Source organism: Rhizobium sp. PvP014 (genome assembly GCF_017876855.1).
Taxonomy (GTDB): Bacteria; Pseudomonadota; Alphaproteobacteria; order Rhizobiales; family Rhizobiaceae; genus Neorhizobium; species Neorhizobium soli.
Genome location: NZ_JAGIOT010000002.1, coordinates 154,627 through 170,569, shown reverse-complemented (window position 1 = coordinate 170,569; position 15,943 = coordinate 154,627). Strand labels below are relative to the sequence as shown.

At 61.3% G+C, this 15,943-nt stretch carries 14 protein-coding genes; 5 read left to right on the top strand and 9 right to left on the bottom strand.

The features are described from left to right. The first annotated feature begins 334 nt into the window (after nucleotides 1–334). From betC to betA, 3 genes are all read left to right on the top strand, one after another. Nucleotides 335–1,852, top strand: coding sequence for a choline-sulfatase (gene betC / locus J3A65_RS05360; protein WP_209900156.1), 1,518 nt, complete (start codon nucleotides 335–337; stop codon nucleotides 1,850–1,852). Nucleotides 1,853–1,875: 23 nt separating this feature from the next. Then, nucleotides 1,876–3,339 carry a betaine-aldehyde dehydrogenase gene (gene betB / locus J3A65_RS05355; RefSeq protein WP_209900154.1) on the top strand — a complete coding sequence of 488 codons (1,464 nt, stop codon included), beginning with the start codon at nucleotides 1,876–1,878 and terminating at the stop codon, nucleotides 3,337–3,339. 448 nt (nucleotides 3,340–3,787) lie between these two features. Then, entirely contained in the window at nucleotides 3,788–5,437 is a 1,650-nt protein-coding gene (gene betA / locus J3A65_RS05350) for a choline dehydrogenase (protein WP_209903334.1), read from the top strand. A gap of 12 nt (nucleotides 5,438–5,449) precedes the next feature. On the opposite strand, the gene J3A65_RS05345 is transcribed toward betA, so the two are convergent. The 9 genes from J3A65_RS05345 to J3A65_RS05305 form a co-directional block, all read right to left on the bottom strand. Then, on the bottom strand, nucleotides 5,450–5,749 hold the full coding sequence (locus J3A65_RS05345) for a type II toxin-antitoxin system RelE/ParE family toxin (protein WP_209900151.1): 300 nt from the start codon (nucleotides 5,747–5,749) through the stop codon (nucleotides 5,450–5,452). Continuing rightward, a complete protein-coding gene (locus tag J3A65_RS05340; protein WP_209900149.1) occupies nucleotides 5,746–6,021 on the bottom strand; it encodes a YlcI/YnfO family protein in 276 nt (91 codons plus the stop codon). Before J3A65_RS05340 ends, J3A65_RS05345 begins: the two co-directional genes overlap by 4 nt. A 72-nt stretch (nucleotides 6,022–6,093) precedes the next feature. Continuing rightward, a complete protein-coding gene (locus J3A65_RS05335; protein ID WP_209900147.1) occupies nucleotides 6,094–7,464 on the bottom strand; it encodes an AcvB/VirJ family lysyl-phosphatidylglycerol hydrolase in 1,371 nt (456 codons plus the stop codon). Beyond that, nucleotides 7,461–8,780: a phosphatidylglycerol lysyltransferase domain-containing protein gene (locus tag J3A65_RS05330; protein WP_209900145.1), complete on the bottom strand. Its 1,320-nt coding sequence runs from the start codon at nucleotides 8,778–8,780 to the stop codon at nucleotides 7,461–7,463. Before J3A65_RS05330 ends, J3A65_RS05335 begins: the two co-directional genes overlap by 4 nt. 159 nt (nucleotides 8,781–8,939) lie before the next feature. Next, the gene (locus J3A65_RS05325) at nucleotides 8,940–9,989 is read right to left on the bottom strand and encodes a sulfate/molybdate ABC transporter ATP-binding protein (RefSeq protein ID WP_209900143.1); all 1,050 of its coding nucleotides are present in this window, start codon (nucleotides 9,987–9,989) and stop codon (nucleotides 8,940–8,942) included. Between the two features lie 13 nt (nucleotides 9,990–10,002). Then, on the bottom strand, nucleotides 10,003–10,866 hold the full coding sequence (gene cysW, locus J3A65_RS05320) for a sulfate ABC transporter permease subunit CysW (RefSeq protein ID WP_209900142.1): 864 nt from the start codon (nucleotides 10,864–10,866) through the stop codon (nucleotides 10,003–10,005). 197 nt (nucleotides 10,867–11,063) lie between these two features. Further along, nucleotides 11,064–11,921 carry a sulfate ABC transporter permease subunit CysT gene (gene cysT / locus J3A65_RS05315; RefSeq protein ID WP_209900140.1) on the bottom strand — a complete coding sequence of 286 codons (858 nt, stop codon included), beginning with the start codon at nucleotides 11,919–11,921 and terminating at the stop codon, nucleotides 11,064–11,066. Between the two features lie 12 nt (nucleotides 11,922–11,933). Then, on the bottom strand, nucleotides 11,934–12,968 hold the full coding sequence (locus tag J3A65_RS05310; protein WP_209900137.1) for a sulfate ABC transporter substrate-binding protein: 1,035 nt from the start codon (nucleotides 12,966–12,968) through the stop codon (nucleotides 11,934–11,936). 299 nt (nucleotides 12,969–13,267) lie between these two features. Next, complete coding sequence (locus J3A65_RS05305) at nucleotides 13,268–13,753, bottom strand: Rrf2 family transcriptional regulator (RefSeq protein WP_209900135.1); 486 nt, start codon at nucleotides 13,751–13,753, stop codon at nucleotides 13,268–13,270. 359 nt (nucleotides 13,754–14,112) lie between these two features. Between J3A65_RS05305 and J3A65_RS05300 the strand changes: the two genes are divergently transcribed. Then, nucleotides 14,113–14,919: a phosphoadenylyl-sulfate reductase gene (locus tag J3A65_RS05300; protein ID WP_209900133.1), complete on the top strand. Its 807-nt coding sequence runs from the start codon at nucleotides 14,113–14,115 to the stop codon at nucleotides 14,917–14,919. A 69-nt stretch (nucleotides 14,920–14,988) separates the two neighbouring features. Further along, nucleotides 14,989–15,942 (top strand): sulfate adenylyltransferase subunit CysD, encoded by a 954-nt coding sequence (gene cysD / locus J3A65_RS05295; protein ID WP_192086889.1) that lies wholly within the window; start codon nucleotides 14,989–14,991, stop codon nucleotides 15,940–15,942. Nucleotide 15,943: the final 1 nt, after the last annotated feature.

The following is a 15,943-nucleotide window of genomic DNA, read 5'->3' as shown; positions in this document are numbered from 1 at the left end:
GCGAGATCCGCCCGGCGCCTTATTCACGGGCGCCACCTTTGCCTCCATTGGTCAAAAATACCTTTCCCGCAAATGACAGTTCGATGAAACTTCCATGACAGTAATTTATCTTTCTAATACAATGAGTTGTAAATATTACATCGTCTGGCTTGGGCAGGTGCGGTCCCACGTCAACGCCACGAGCCAAGCTTAAGCTTCCACAGGGATTTCCCCCACAGTCCCCGGCCGTGCGTTTTTGAGACAGCGCTGTTCGCAATCCCTGCTTGATTGCGCGGCCAATCGAAAATAACTCATTCTGGCGGTCTTCCTCATCTTCAAGAAAAGCAGCCCGGTCATGTCCCGTCCGAACATTCTCATCATCATGGTCGACCAGATGAATGGCACGCTGTTTCCGGATGGGCCGGCGGACTGGCTGCATGTGCCGCATCTGAAGGCGCTGGCTGCACGCTCTGCCCGCTTCCAGAACAACTACACCTCGTCGCCGCTTTGCGCGCCGGCCCGCGCCTCGTTCATGGCGGGGCAGCTGCCGAGCAGAACCGGGGTTTATGACAATGCCGCCGAATACGTTTCGTCTATCCCGACCTATGCGCATCACCTGCGCCGCGCTGGCTATTACACAGCGCTGTCGGGCAAGATGCATTTCGTCGGGCCGGACCAGATGCACGGGTTCGAGGAACGGCTGACCACCGACATCTACCCGGCCGATTTCGGCTGGACGCCGGATTACCGCAAACCGGGTGAGCGGATCGACTGGTGGTATCACAACATGGGTTCCGTCACCGGCGCCGGCGTTGCCGAGATTTCCAACCAGATGGAATATGACGACGAGGTGGCCTTCCTCGCCAACCAGAAGCTCTACCATCTCAGCCGCGACAACGACGATGCGGACCGCCGGCCCTGGGCTTTGACGGTATCGTTCACGCATCCGCACGACCCTTATGTGGCACGCCGGAAGTTCTGGGATCTGTATAACGACTGCGAGCACCTGATGCCCGAGATCGGCATGCTCTCCGAGCAGGATCCGCATTCGGCCCGCATTCTGAAGTCCTGCGACTATCCGGCTTTCGAGATCACCGACGAGCATGTGCGGCGGGCGCGTCAGGGCTATTTTGCCAACATTTCCTATATCGACGAGAAAGTCGGCGAGCTGGTCGACACGCTGACGCGGACACGGATGCTGGATAACACATTCATCCTGTTCTGCTCCGACCATGGCGACATGCTGGGCGAGCGCGGATTGTGGTTCAAGATGAACTTCTTCGAGGGGTCATCCAGGGTGCCGCTGATGATCGCCGGTCCTCAGATCACGCCGTCGCTGCATGCCGCGCCGGTTTCCAATCTCGACGTGACACCGACGCTTTGCGATCTTGCCGGCATCTCGATGGACGAGATCATGCCCTGGACCGACGGCGAAAGCCTGAAGCCCGTGATCGATGGCGGCACGCGAACCTCGCCGGTGCTGATGGAATATGCCGCCGAAGCCTCGCATGCGCCGCTGGTGGGCATCCGCGAGGGCAAGTGGAAATACGTTCACTGCGAGCTCGATCCCGAACAGCTTTACGATCTCGACGCCGATCCGAACGAGCTGACCAACCTTGCGCAGGACCCGGCCCATTCATCGGTCATGGACGGGTTTCGCGCCAAGCGGGCGGAAAAGTGGGACATGGCGAAATTCGACGCGGCCGTGCGCGAAAGCCAGGCGCGGCGCTGGGTGGTCTATGAAGCGCTGCGCAACGGTGCCTACTACCCGTGGGATCACCAACCCTTGCAGAAAGCCTCGGAGCGCTACATGCGCAACCATATGAACCTCGACAATCTGGAAGAGTCCAAGCGCTATCCTCGCGGGGAATAAGCGCCAAGGAACGGAGAAGACCCATGAAAGCACAACCAGTCGCCAGCCATTTCATCGACGGCGAATATGTCGAGGATACCGACGGCAGCGTCATCGAAAGCCTTTACCCGGCGACGGGCGAAGTGATCGCAAGGCTGCATGCGGCAACGCCTGCGATCGTTGAAAAGGCGATTGCGGCCGCCAAGCGCGCCCAGCCGGAATGGGCGGCAATGAGCCCGACCGCACGCGGCCGGATCCTGAAGCGGGCAGCCGAGATCATGCGGACCCGCAACCGCGAACTTTCCGAGCTGGAGACGCTCGATACCGGCAAGCCGATCCAGGAAACGATCGTCGCCGACCCGACATCCGGCGCCGACAGTTTCGAGTTTTTCGGCGGCGTGATCGCAGCCGGCATGAATGGCCAGTATATTCCGCTCGGCGGCGATTTTGCCTATACGAAACGGGTGCCGCTCGGCGTCTGCGTCGGCATCGGCGCCTGGAACTATCCGCAGCAGATCGCCTGCTGGAAGGGCGCACCGGCGCTTGCCGCCGGCAATGCGATGGTGTTCAAGCCGTCGGAAAACACGCCGCTCGGCGCGCTCAAGATCGCCGAGATCCTGATCGAGGCCGGCCTGCCGAAGGGGCTCTTCAACGTCATCCAGGGCGACCGCACGACCGGGCCGCTTCTGGTCGAACATCCTGATGTCGCCAAGGTGTCGCTGACCGGCTCGGTGCCGACAGGCCGCAAGGTGGCGGCAAGCGCTGCCGGCAACCTCAAGCATGTGACGATGGAACTGGGCGGCAAGTCGCCGCTGATCGTGTTCGAGGATGCCGATATCGATTCCGCCATCGGTGGGGCGATGCTCGGCAATTTCTATTCGACCGGACAGGTCTGCTCCAACGGCACCCGCGTGTTCGTGCAGAAGGCGATCCGGGACGAATTCCTGTCGCGGCTGAAGGCCCGCACCGAAAAGATGGTGATCGGCGACCCGATGGACGAGGCAACCCAGGTGGGGCCGATGGTCTCCTTCGATCAACGCCAGAAGGTGATGTCCTATATCGAAAAAGGCATCTCGGAAGGCGCGACGGTCGTCACCGGCGGCGGCATTCCCAACAATGTCTCGGGCGAAGGCTATTACATCCAGCCGACGGTGTTTGCCGACGTCACCGACGACATGACCATCGCCCGTGAAGAGATCTTCGGACCCGTCATGTGCGTGCTCGACTTCGATAACGAGGAAGAGGTGATCGCGCGCGCCAACGCGACCGAATTCGGCCTCTCCGCCGGGGTCTTTACCGCCGATCTGACACGCGGCCATCGCGTCGTGGATCTTCTGGAAGCAGGCACGCTGTGGATCAACACCTACAACCTCTGCCCGGTAGAAATCCCCTTCGGCGGAACAAAACAATCCGGCTTCGGCCGCGAAAACTCGCTTGCGGCACTGGAGCATTATTCGGAGCTGAAGACGGTGTATGTGGGAATGGGCAAGGTTGAGGCGCCGTATTGAGAACGTAGTCAGTTACTTGCCCGGCGATATCGGTAGATAATGAGCACAATGGAGGCGGCGAGAGATATCGAGAGGCAAATGTAGATGTTCAAAGATGTCGTATAGTGAAGAAGCAACGCCGACGCGATCATCAGACCACTTTGCAACTTGTTTCGAAGCCATTGCCACGCAAATGACCGATGGTCAGATGAGCGATGGTCAGATGAGCGATGGCGAATTTTCGGAGTGTGTCGATTTCTCTCTTCATCAGCGAGACGCGCTTCCTCGGTCGTGCGCAATTGCTCGATCAGCTTGGTGGTGAAACCATTCGACATCGGCGTTCGCAAAACCTGAGATACCATTGCTGCGGAATGTCGCATTCTTCGTCTGCGGCAAAGCACAAGTCAAATCAGGATCAACGAAATCACGGTTGATGCCTAACAGAACCAAAATCGGATAAGTCACCATGCTGCAAGCAGATTTCGTCATCATCGGCTCGGGTTCAGCGGGTTCGGCCATGGCCTATCGGCTGTCCGAGGACGGGAAGCATTCTGTCATCGTGATCGAGGCTGGGGGCACGGATTATGGTCCGTTCATCCAGATGCCGGCAGCACTTGCCTGGCCGATGAGCATGAAGCGCTACAACTGGGGTTATTATTCGGAGCCGGAACCGAACCTCGGCAACCGGCGGATTACCGCGCCGCGGGGCAAGGTGCTGGGCGGGTCTTCGTCGATCAATGGCCTCGTCTATGTGCGCGGCCACGCCGAAGACTACAACCGCTGGGAGGATCTCGGCGCGAGCGGATGGTCCTATGCGGATGTGCTGCCCTATTTCAAGCGGATGGAAACGGCCCACGGTGGCGAAGAGGGATGGCGCGGCACCGATGGGCCGATGCATGTGCAGCGCGGGCCGATGACCAATCCGCTGTTCCATGCCTTTATCCGGGCGGGTGCAGAGGCCGGTTTCGAGACCACCGACGATTACAACGGCTCGAAGCAGGAAGGCTTCGGGCTGATGGAGCAGACGATCCATGACGGTCGCCGCTGGTCCGCCGCCAACGCCTATCTGCGGCCGGCGATGAAGCGGAAGAATGTCGAAGTCGTCTATGGGCTGGCGCAGAAGGTCGTCATCGAGAACGGCCGAGCGATCGGCGTCGAAGTGCTGCGGCGGGGCGTCCCGGAGGTGGTGAAGGCTAATCGCGAGGTGATCATCGCCGCCTCGTCGTTCAATTCGCCGAAACTCTTGATGCTATCTGGCATCGGGCCGGCGGCGCACCTGAAGGAATTGGGGATCGAGGTCGTGGCCGACCGGCCGGGCGTCGGTGCCAACCTGCAGGATCACATGGAATTCTATTTCCAGCAGATCTCGACCAAGCCTGTCTCGCTCTATTCCTGGCTGCCCTGGTTCTGGCAGGGGGTGGCGGGTGCCCAGTGGCTGATGACCAAGAGTGGCTTGGGCGCCTCCAACCAGTTCGAGGCCTGCGCCTTCCTGCGCTCGGAACCGGGCCTGAAGCAGCCGGATATCCAGTATCACTTTCTGCCTGTGGCAATTTCATACGACGGCAAGGCGGCGGCGAAGAGCCACGGGTTCCAGGTGCATGTGGGCTACAACCTGTCGAAATCGCGCGGCGCGGTGACGCTGCGCTCGTCCGATCCGAAAGACGATCCTGTCATCCGCTTCAATTACATGAGCCACGAGGAAGACTGGATCAAGTTCCGCCACTGCGTGCGGTTGACGCGCGAGATCTTCAGCCAGAAGGCGTTCGACGATTATCGCGGGCCGGAGATCCAGCCGGGCGAACAGGTTGAGAGCGACGATCAGATCGATGCCTTCCTGCGCGAGCATCTGGAAAGTGCCTATCACCCCTGCGGCACCTGCCGGATGGGTCGGGCCGATGACCCCATGGCCGTGGTCGATCCGGAATGCCGGGTGATCGGCGTCGAGGGGCTGCGGGTGGCGGACAGTTCGATCTTCCCGCATGTCACCTATGGCAATCTCAACGGCCCATCGATCATGACCGGCGAGAAGGCCGCGGATCATATTCTCGGCAAGCAGCCCCTGCCCCGCAGCAATCAGGAGCCCTGGGTCAATCCGAGAGCGACGATGAGCGACCGCTAAGGTCGTGCGGTGTCAGTGGTAGTCGTCCTCGCGCTGGTAGCGGATGGCGAGAACGGTGACGGACGTCTCGTTGTCTATTCTGAACAGCACGACATAGCCAGACGAACCGAATGGAACGAGCATTTCTCGAAGGAGTGCGTTGCCGCCTAAGGCCTTCCGGCAACTGAATGGGAACTCTTCGAGCAATACCACCGACTGTGTAATAAGCTCCAGCACACGGGCCGCGGCATCCTCGTCGCGATCCAGCAGATATGCATAGAGCCGTTTTAGATCAACTCGCGCGCGCTCCGTCCACTTCACGAAATAGCTCATTTGGAGCGCTTTTCGGCCCGCTTGGCTTCAAGCATGCCTTTCAGTTCTCCAAAAATCTCTTCGGATGAGTAGTAAACCCCGGTGCGCTCAGCTTCGGCCAGACCTGCCAGCCCCCTGGCGATAAACTCCGCTTGGCTTTTTCGGTAATCGATCTGTCTCTTCAGCGAGTCCTCGACGAAGGCAGATAGCGTTTCACCTTCCTTCAGCACGCTTTCGGCAGCCGCGCGGAGTTCCGGGTCGACGCGCAGCGACGGGATGGTTGCGGTTTTCATTAGCATCACCTCATGCGTTGCAAGTGCGATGCATGATGCGCCTGGAAGCGTATTCTGGCAAGTGGATCCGGATCACATCGCGGGCGACGACAAAGCCTTGATGCGGTCCACGATCAGCCGGTTGAGGGCGCGGTAGTCGCCATCGAAATGGTGGCCGCCGGGGCGTGAATGGATGAGCGCGCCGGGGATGTCCTCGACAGCAGGACAGGCCGTGTCTTCCTCCTCCGTGCCGTAGATGCACTGGATCTTGTGCGGCTCGATCTCGGCGAGGTCATCGACCGGGTCGCCCTGCTTGGCGGCCCCTGCCCAGCCGAGCCAGCCGGTGACGGCGATTTCGAAATCGGCTTGGTGCGAGAGCGCCAGAAGTGAGAGAAACGAGACAGTCTGCTTATCTCTCTCCGACAGCAGTCGATAGGTGGCGGGCAGGATGTTGGCGCCGAAGGAATAGCCGATCAGGACGACGTTTTTGACGTTCCAGCGCTGGCGGTAGGTGGTGATGATGCGGGAGAGATCGGTGGCCGTCTCCTGCGGTGATTTCTCGGTCCAGAAATAGCGCAGCGCATCGACGCCGACGACCGGGATACCGTCTTCCACGAGATAGGCTGCGAGCTTCTGGTCGATATCGCGCCAGCCGCCGTCGCCGGAATAGATGATCGCCAGCGTATCGTGGAGCGGCACGACCGAGGTCGGAACGATCGGCAGGCCGAGCGGCGACGATGACTGGCGAAGGCGGGCAAGCGTTGTGGAAACGGTTTGCAGCAGCAGGGTTTCCGCGGTTTCGTCCCAGGCGGTGATCTCGATTGCCGGATGGGTCTGCTTCAGCGCATCCGCATGGGCTTCCCCTGCGGGATCCGCCTGCGGCGTCAAAAGGATGCGCACCGGTTCCGGCAGCGGGCCCGGCGTGAGGCCGTATGCGACGCCGCCCTCGACCACCGTCTTGGGGGCCGGCGTGCAGAGGATCTTTTCTACGGGAATGGAAGCCAGCGGATCGATGGCGATGGTTTCTGCGATGGTCGAGGCGGGCGTCTGGGCGGCGATCGCGAGCGCCAGGGCGCCACCGCCGCCGATGCCAGCGATGACCGGCGGGAGGTAGGCGGCGATCTCCTGCTCGCGGTGGATCTGGCGGCTCAGTCCCTCGATATCGGAGACCAGGTAGAGGCAGGTGCGGTCTTCTTCTTTAGCCAGAGCAGCGAAGTAGTCGGGCAGATCGACGCCGACGACCACGGCGCCGTCGGCAGCCAGTGCATCGGAGACCGTCTGCTCGCGGTCCGACCAGCCTTCGGTGCCGGACAGGAGGAGAACGATGCCGGATGCCTTTGCGTCGGGATAGGCGATGCGGTCGGTCGGCAGGCTTCTGATGCCGGGGCCGGCCCACCACTGAAACGCATTCACCGCGGCGGCGACCACGGTGATGCCGGCAACAATTGCAGGCAAAAGCTTCATCGGCGAAGGATGCCCCTCAGGCCGCCGGCAATCAGCTTGGTCACGTCGAACAGGGCAACGAGCGGCATGCCGCGGCCGGAGACGGCGAGATAGCGCGGCTGCCATTCCGGATCGAATTTCGACTTGAAAGCCTGAACGCCGCGGAAATTGTAAAAGCGCTCGCCGTTTTCGAAGATGCGGTTGCCGATATGGTTCCAGAGCGGCGCGCGGCGATGCGTGGCAAGACCTGAGAGCGGCGCCATGCCGAGATTGAGCGTGCGATACCCTTCCGACTTGAAGTGCTCCATGATGCGCACGAAGAGCAGATCCATCATGCCGCGATGGGTGTTGGGCACATGCCGCATGAGATCGATAAAGGCATCGCCGTTCGAGCTCGTCGCATGGATATTGGCGAAAGCAACGATGCGGCCTTCGAGACGGATGACGGCGACAGGTCCGGCGGCGACATAGGCCGGCTGGAACGTGCCGAGCGAAAAGCCCTTTTCGGCTGCGTTATGGGCGGCAAGCCAGGCGCGGGAGACGGCAATAAGCTCGTCCATCACGCCGGGCACCGCTTCGGCCGGCAGCAACGAGAATTCCAGCCCGTCGCGTTCGGCACGGTTGATCGAGCGGCGCAGTTTCAGCCAGGCGCCGCCTTTCAGATCGAAATCGGTGAGATGGACAACCGCCTGTTCGCCGAGCTTGTAAGGTTTCAGACCCGCCTCGACTGCGCAGGGCAGAAACTCGGGCGAGACCTGGTAGAACACGGCGCGGCAGCCATCGCGGCGCGCGGCGTTCATGAACTTGACGATCAGGCCCGGCCAGGCCTTGCGGCAGCCGACCGGATCAAACAGCGCGGCCCAGGAGCGGCCGGAGCGGGCGTACATGACGAAGGCATTGCCGCAATCGGAAAACAGGACCTTCTTGTCGCCCAGCCGCACGAGGCCGGCGCTAGCATTGGGCTGGAGCGCCAGGATATCGAGCGCTCTCTGCAGGTCTTCGCCGGATGGAACACGGGAGACGGGCCGCGGAATGCGCAGGTGACGGCTGGCGGCGAGCGTGCCGACGAAAGCGACAGTAACGAAGCCGGCCGAGACGCGGGTCGTGACATCGCCGATGATGAGATGCCAGGCGACTGCGAGCAGGTTCTCTTCCAGAAATACGTAGAGTGACAGCGCCACGGTGAAGGCGATCAGCGCGAAATAGAAGGCAAGGCCGCGATTGCCAAGGACGTCCAGCAGTCGCTCGGCAAGAAATTTGCCGAACTGACCCACAGCGGAGACCGCTTCGCCCTCCGCAACGGCGGGGGCCATCGTTTCATGCGCAATATCTGCCATAGGAGACCTGTCGGACTATCGAACTGCGAGCTTCATAGAGCACTTTGATTTACCGAAGCTTACGCGCGCAGGCTGCATATCAGCTTCCGATGCGCCCGGAATTGATAGGGATCAATTTAGCGTTTGAAAAGCTGGTACCCGACCCGTACCAGCACCCTGTCATCGGCCGAAGATCTTCCAGCGGGTCGGACGGAACCTTGCTTCGGAGCCGAGCTCGATCGGTGCGTGCAACGGCACTTCGATCTCCACATGGAAGGGCTCGTGGTCGTTGCTTCCACCAGGGTTGGAGATATCGATCTCGGCGATACGGGTGCCGGCCAGACGCCGCGAGGCCGTGACCTTGCCGAACAGCGCGTCGCGCTCCTGCGTCAGTTCCACATCTTCGGGACGGAAGTAGAGGTCGCCAGAACTGTTGGCTTCCCCGGACACGCCGATCGGCTCGCCCTGGAACAGGACCGTGCCGTCCTTCACCTCGACCGGCAGGTGCGAGGATTCGCCGATGAAGGAGAACACGAAGGGCGATCCCGGCCGGTCATAGACGTCGTCGGCCGAGCCGACCTGTTCGATCTTGCCCTGGCTCATGACGACGACGCGGTCGGCGAGCTCCAGCGCTTCTTCCTGGTCGTGGGTGACGAAGACGGTGGTGTGGCCGGTGCGATCGTGAAACTCGCGCAGCCAGCGGCGCAGTTCCTTGCGGACCTTGGCATCGAGCGCGCCGAAGGGTTCGTCGAGCAGCAGGATGCGCGGCTCGATCGCCATGGCGCGGGCGAGCGCCACACGCTGGCGCTGGCCGCCGGAAAGCTGGTTCGGATAGCGGCTCTCAAGGCCCGAAAGCTGGACCATATCGAGGAGGTCGGAGACGCGCTTTCTGATTTCGGTCTTCGACGGGCGGCTGGCGGAGGGGCGAACCTTCAGGCCGAATCCGATGTTTTCCGCCACCGTCATATGCCGGAACAGGGCGTAATGCTGGAACACGAAGCCGACATTGCGATCCTGCACGGAATGATGCGAGGCATCTTCGGCGCCGAAGAAGATCTGGCCTTCGGTCGGGAAGTCGAGGCCTGCGATCAGCCGCAGGAGCGTGGTCTTGCCGGAACCGGAGGGACCAAGCAGCGCGATCAGTTCGCCGGACGCGATTTTCAGCGACACGTCGTTCAGCGCGGCGAAGCGGTCGAATTCCTTGCGGATATTGTTGATGCTAACTTCCATGGAGCGGGAGCCTTTAATGTCTGCCGCCGGCCGAGCCGGCACCGAACCGAAGTTCGAGTAGGGTTTTGAGAGCGAGCGTGACGAGCGCCAGAAGTGCGAGCAGCGAGGCCACCGCGAAGGCTGCAACCATGTTGTACTCATTGTAGAGTATCTCCACATGCAGCGGCATCGTGTTGGTGAGCCCGCGGATGCGGCCGGATACGACCGAGACGGCGCCGAATTCGCCCATGGCGCGGGCATTGCAGAGAAGCACGCCGTAAAGCAGGCCCCACTTTATATTGGGCAGCGTCACATACCAGAAGGTCTGCCAGCCGGTTGCCCCGAGAGACAGCGCCGCCTCCTCGTCGCCGGTACCCTGGTCCTGCATCAGCGGGATCAGTTCGCGGGCGATGAAGGGAAAGGTGACGAACACGGTGGCCAGCACGATGCCGGGCACGGCAAACAGGATCTCGATGCCATAGCTCTTCAGCCAGGGTCCAAGCACGCTGGCACTGCCGAACAGAAGCACATAGACGAGACCGGATATGACCGGCGAAATCGAGAACGGCAGGTCGATCAGGGTGATCAGGAAGGCCTTGCCCTTGAATTCGAACTTGGCGATGGCCCATGCCGCCGCAAGACCGAAGACGAGGTTGAGCGGCACGGCGATGGCGGCGACCGTGAGCGTCAACCCGATCGCGGCCCAGGCATCGGGTTCGACCAGCGCTTCCTCATAAGCACCCCAGCCATCGCGAAACGCCTCGACGAAGACCGAGACGAGCGGCAGGAACAGGAAGAAGCCGAGGAAGACGAGCGACACCCCGACGAGGACCAGCTTGGTGGTGAGGCTTTCATCGGCGGGGCTGCGGAAACGTGTGATGCGGGCGGACTTAGACATGAGACAAGACCCTCTCTGCCCTGCCGGGCGACCGGGGTCGAGCCACGGGTCTCGCCCCGTCCTTCGGACCGCCCACGGGGAGGGAGAACCGACGTGGCAAGCGCTGCGTTCCTGCATCAGAGGGTGAGGCTGGGTTAAGCCCTCCCCCTTGTGGGGAGGGTTGGGAGGGGTTCTTTTTCAAGGCAACTCTGAAAATATCACACATAACCATACCTCCTGCGGCTCCAGGCCTGGATGAGGTTGATCACCAGCAGCATGGCGAACGAGATCAGCAGCATGATCGTGGCGATTGCGGTGGCGCCGGCGTAGTTGAATTCTTCCAGCCGAATTACGATCAGGAGCGGCGCGATTTCCGAGACGTAGGGAATGTTGCCGGCGATGAAGATGACCGAGCCGTATTCGCCGACACCGCGGGCAAAGGCGAGTGCGAAGCCGGTAAGGATGGCGGGTGCCAAGCCCGGCAGCAGCACCTGGAAAATGGTCTGGAACCGGTTGGCGCCAAGCGTTGCTGCCGCCTCCTCGACTTCGCGGTCGATCTCTTCCATGATCGGCTGCACGGTGCGCACGACGAAGGGAAGACCGATGAAGATCAGCGCGATGACGATGCCGTAAGGCGTGAAGGCGATGCGGAACGGCATGAACAGCGAACCGATCCAGCCATTCGGCGCATAGAGCGAGGCGAATGCGATGCCGGCGACCGCCGTCGGAAGTGCGAACGGCAGGTCCACCATCGCATCGATCAACCGGCGACCGGGAAACCGGTAGCGGGTCAGCACCCAGGCAAGCAGCGTGCCGAACACGACATTGATGAGCGCGGCCGCAAAGGCCGTGCCGAAGGACACGGTGAGAGCCCGGATCGTTCTTTGATCCGAGAGGACGGCGAAGAAGCCTGACCAGCCGAGCTCGGCGGTGCGCCAGAGCAGGCCTGCGATCGGAATGAGGATGATAAGCGACAGGTAGGCGAGCGAAAAGCCGAGCGTCAACCCGAAACCCGGGATGATGCTCGGCTGTTTTACCCGCCACCGTGCCGACGTGGCAGCGGTGGATGAGGTCATTCTGGTTCCGACTTATTTGCCCGGCTTGTAGATCTGGTCGAAGATGCCGCCATCGCCGAAGTGTTCCGGCTGCGCCTTTTTCCAACCGCCGAAGATCGGGTTGTCGATGGTGACGAGCTTGATATCCGGCAGCTGTTTCAGCAATTCAGGCTTTACCACATCGCGCCTGGACGGACGATAGAAGTGCTTGGCCGCGATGTTCTGGCCTTCGTCGGAATAGAGATACTGAAGATAGGCTTCGGCGACCTTGCGGGTGCCCTTCTCATCGACCGTCGCGTCGACCACCGCAACCGGCGGCTCTGCGAGGATCGAGATCGGTGGTACGACGATGTCGAATGCGTCCTTGCCGAATTCCTCGCCGGCGAGATAGGCCTCGTTTTCCCAGGCAAGCAGCACGTCGCCGATCTGGCGCTGCGCAAACGTCACCGTGGAGCCGCGGGCGCCGGTGTCGAGGACCGGAGCGCGCTTGTAGAGATCGGCGATATAGGCCTTGATCTTGTCCTGGTCGCCCTTGAATTCTTCATTGGCCCAAGCCCAGGCCGCCAGATAGTTCCAGCGGGCGCCGCCTGACGTCTTCGGGTTCGGAGTGACGATCGAAACGTCGCCCTTGACCAGATCTCCCCAGTTCTTGATGCCCTTTGGATTGCCCTTGCGCACCAAAAAGACGATCGTCGACGTGTAGGGCGAGGAATTGTTCGGCAGGCGGGAACGCCAGTTTTCCTTGATCTTCCCGGCCTTCTGGATGGCGTTGATATCGCTTTCCAGCGCCAGCGTCACGACATCGGCACCCAGACCATCGATGACGGAGCGGGCCTGCGCGCCGGAGCCGCCATGCGACTGGCGGATGGCGACATCATCGCCACCTTCTGCCTTCCAGTGCTTGGCAAAGGCTGCGTTGAAATCCTTGTAGAGCTCGCGCGTCGGGTCATAGGACACGTTGAGGAGCTGGGTGGCTGAAAAAGCCGGTGCCACGCTGCCGGCGGCCAGCGTCACGCCGAGCGCCAGTGCCAGAAGCCGCTTCGATATCCCATCGGTAAAATTCAGCATGAATGCCTCCCCTGTGATCTGCCCAAACTCTACCGAGCCGGTCGTCTTAGTCAATCGACGGCGAAACCAAGGCAAAACTGTTTCCCTTTGACGGGCTGCGGCGACAAGGGCGCGTTCCCGCGAGGCCTAGAGGCGAAACGGCAGTGCTGGGAAAAGCGGAGGAAGGGGTAAGGCAATCCGGGAAGCGGGTCGGGTTTTGGACGAGAGAGGACGCCTCGAACAGGCCGTCAGAGGCCCGCATGTGCTCGATGGCCAATCAACGCGACACAGTAAATTCTTAGATGCGCGCTAGCCAGATACTAGGCCGACAGCAGTTCGCGCACCTGTCCGGCGTCGGCAGCGTCAGCGTCAGCTGCTGCCACTTCGACCCCAGCCCCTTCCACCGCATCGGCGATGGTAGTGCTGAACAGCACGTCGCGGGTGGCGTCAGCAACGCGGGCGAAGACGTGGCGGATTTCGCAGAGGTGTTCGCCGTCGCAATCGTCGCATTTGCGGTAGGCGGTCTGGGAGAGGCACGGCAGCGGCGCGATCGGTCCGTCGACCAGACGCAGCACTTCGCCGAAGGTGATGGCGTCGGCGGGCCGCAGGAGAAGATAGCCGCCCTGCTTGCCGCGCCGCGACACGACGATCCCCGAACGTTTGAGGTCGAGCAGGATCTGCTCCAGAAACTTCTTCGGAATGCTCTGCTGAACCGCGATCTCGGAGATCAGCATCGGTTCTTCAGGATCCGCCTGCGCCAAGGCCGTCAGGGCTCTCAACGCATATTTCGCCTTCTGGGATATCATACCGCGACCACTAACAGCAGCGCCGCCGCAAGGCCGAAATCGGTCTCACGTCGCCGCTCATTTTTCCTCTGGGCATCCACGATGAAGCCGCAACCGGCATTCGCGAGGAGCAGGCCGGCACGCGGCGATGCCGCAATGCAAAACCTGGTCCTGGGATAGCGCAAATGGCAAGAAATTACAAACCAATGGCCGCATTGGCGGGCAAAAAAGGCTCACATTTGGTTAAGGCGTCGGGTTTTCTGTGTAGACGGAGCTTTGGAGAGATATTTGCTCCCGCAGTCCTAAGGTTGAAACGGCTTTTCCTGTCTTTTCCCGCCCTGCCCCACAATAATCTTGGCATTGCTTACGGAAGATGACCGATGACCTTTCATGACGTGGCAAGGCTTGACCATCAGGCACTTGCAGCAAATCTCGATACTCGCCTTGTAGGCCTCGACCTTGCCGGCCGTCTGTCGCTTGTGGCAGGGCTCGGCCGCGCCGTGTTCACCACGTCGCTCGGGATCGAGGATCAGGTGATAACCGCTGCGATCGGCACGCATCGTCTGCCGATCGAGGTATCGACGCTGGAGACCGGCCGGCTGTTTCGCGAAACCGTCGACCTGATCGCCGAGACCGAAGCGCGCTACGACCTCGAGATCATCAGTTTCTACCCTGATAAGGACGATGTCGATGCGTTTGTCGAGACCTACGGCATCAATGGTTTCTATGACAGCGTCGAAGCCCGCCACGCCTGCTGTCGTGTGAGGAAGCTGGTGCCGCTCGCGCAAGCGCTGTCCGGCGCCGAGATCTGGATCACCGGCCTTCGCCGCGGCCAGTCCGGCAACCGGGCGACGACGCCGTTTGCCGAATTCGACGCCGAGCGCAACCTGATCAAGATCAATCCGCTGGCCGACTGGGACATCGACCGCATCAACGCGCATGTCGCGGCCGAGCATATTCCGATCAATCCCATGCACGCCCGCGGCTATCCGTCGATCGGTTGCGAGCCCTGTACCCGCGCCATCAAGCCGGGCGAGCCCGAACGGGCCGGCCGCTGGTGGTGGGAAAACGACGAGAAGCGAGAATGCGGTCTGCATGTTTCGGAAAGTCACGCGTCTGACGCGCAGTCCTCCGAAGACCCCGCGGCCCGCTCCTCGGTCATCCAAGGGGCAAGCGCCATCCGATGATCCGTCCGGATCGCAGCGCCTGCCGCCCTTGCCATCTATGTTGTGTCTTTAAGAATACCGGAGACTGAAATGCCCCTGTCAGTACAGGAAACGGAAATCAAGAACCCGCCCGTTTCCCGCCCGCCGCTCGATCCTCATCTGAAGGCCCTTGAAAACGAAGCGATCCACATCTTCCGGGAGGTGGCGGCCGAATTCGAAAACCCGGTCATGCTCTATTCGATCGGCAAGGATTCCTCCGTTCTGCTGCATCTCGCCCGCAAGGCCTTCTTCCCGGGTCGCGTTCCCTTCCCGCTTCTGCATGTGGACACGACGTGGAAGTTCAAGGAAATGATCGAGTTCCGCGACAAGATCGCAGAGGAGTACGATCTCGACCTCGTGGTGCACAGCAATGTCCGCGGCAGGCAAGAAAACATCACCCCGTTCACCCATGGTTCGTCCTTCTACACCGACGTGATGAAGACCGAAGCCCTGAGGCAGGCGCTGGATGCCGGCGGTTACGACGCGGCCTTCGGCGGCGCGCGGCGCGACGAGGAAGCAAGCCGCGCCAAGGAACGGATCTATTCGTTCCGCACGCCGGACCATAAGTGGGATCCGCGCAACCAGCGGCCGGAACTGTGGAACGTCTATAACGGCATGATCCGCAAGGGTGAAAGCGTGCGCGCCTTCCCGCTGTCGAACTGGACCGAAGTGGATATCTGGCGCTACATCCAGGCGGAAAGCATTCCGCTGGTGCCGCTCTACTACGCTGCCGAGCGCCCTTACGTGGAGCGCGACGGAATGATGATTCTTGCCGAAGACGAGCGGCTGGAACTGCTTCCCGGCGAAGAGATAAAGCATGGCTCGATCCGGTTTCGCACGCTCGGCTGCTTCCCGCTGACCGGCGCGATCCGCTCGACGGCGTCGAACCTCGAAGAGGTCATCGCCGAACTGGAAATTGCCACCGTTTCCGAACGCCAGGGCCGCGCCATCGACCGCGATCAGTCGGGTTCGATGGAAAAGAAGAAGCGTGAAGGATATTTCTGAG